2 protein-coding genes are annotated in these 1334 nt (G+C 67.5%); both read right to left on the reverse strand.

What is annotated here, in order from left to right; all coding sequences use genetic code 11:
• A partial coding sequence (locus tag K309_RS0135000) for an MCP four helix bundle domain-containing protein (protein WP_029050487.1) occupies positions 1 to 960 on the reverse strand: 960 nt, incomplete at its 3' end.
• 32 nt (positions 961 to 992) lie between these two features.
• Positions 993 to 1334 (reverse strand): methyl-accepting chemotaxis protein (locus K309_RS0135005; RefSeq protein WP_029050488.1); only part of this gene is annotated, 342 nt, incomplete at its 5' end.

Below are 1334 nucleotides of genomic sequence, written 5' to 3' on the forward strand. Positions count from 1 at the left end.
CGTGCTGGTCAGCTCTTCCATGCTGGAAGCAGTCTCTTCCAGCGACGCCGCCTGCTGCTCGGTGCGCTGCGACAGGTCGTTGTTGCCGGCCGCGATTTCGCGCGAGGCGGTGCCGATCGATTCGGCCGATTCCTTGAAGTCGCGGACCATGTGCGACAGCTGCTGCTGCATCTGCTGCATGGCATAGACCAGGCTGCTCTTGTCGCCGGCGCGCGTGGCCACCGGCACGGAGAAGTTGCCGTCGGCGATGCGCTTCGCGATCTCGGCCGCGTAGCCCGGCTCGCCGCCGAGCTGGCGCGACAGCCCGCGCGCCAGGAGAACGCCCAGCAGCACCGACAGCGCCAGGCCGCCCAGCACCAGGCCCAGCATCCACAGCCGCGTCGCGTCATACACGCCTTGCGCCTCTTCCATGTTGCCGCGGGCGCGGTCGTCGCGGCGCTTGACCATCCTGGCCATCACGGCCTCCAGCGCATGGCTGTCCTTGAGCAGGTCGGCGCTCTCGGTGAACACCTGGCTCTCGAACTGCGAGGTATCCAGCGGCTGCTTGCTGACCAGCTCGACGTACTTTTCCATGCGCGCGCGGAAGGCCGGCGCCAGGTCGTGGTACTGCTTGACCAGCGCCTTGCCTTCCGCCTGCTCGAAGGCCTTGGACACCTGGCGGATGCGCTCGTCCATCACGCCCAGCGACTTGGCGATCACCTCCTTCTCGGTGGCGCGCTCGCCCATGGTCGACGCCGAGAGCAGGCCGATCTGCGCGCGGCTGGCGTAGACCAGGTTGATGTTGGCATCCTGCACGGCTTTCAGGGCCTGCAGGTCGCCGTGATAGATCTTGCCGGTCCAGTCGGCCATGCGCCCCATGTTGACGACGCCCAACAGGCCCATGACGGCGCCGATCACCGCGACAACCAGGAATCCGGCAACGAGCCTGGTCGTGACGCGCAATTGATTGAACCACTGCATAGCAACTCCCCCTTGTTACTGATAGCTTCGTACTAAGCCTGTGCCCGGGACCGTGCCGCCGCTTCGCGCTGCGCGGCCGGCAGGCGTTGCGGACGGACTTCGGCCTGCATGCTGACGCGGAAGGTGGCGACGGCATCGCGCAGCCGCAGCGCCTGCTCTTCCAGCGAGCCCGCCGCCGCTGCCGCCTGTTCAACCAGCGCGGCGTTCTGCTGCGTGCCTTCGTCCATCTGCGCCACGGCCTGGTTGACCTGCTCGATGCCGGCACTCTGCTCGGCTGACGCCGCGCTGATCTCGCCCATGATGTCGGTCACGGACTTCACCGCCTGCACGATCTCGTCCATGGTCTTGCCGGCCTGGCCCACCAGCGCCGAGCC

Origin of the sequence: Cupriavidus phytohabitans (assembly GCF_000426345.1) — a bacterium.
Classification (GTDB): Bacteria; Pseudomonadota; Gammaproteobacteria; order Burkholderiales; family Burkholderiaceae; genus Cupriavidus.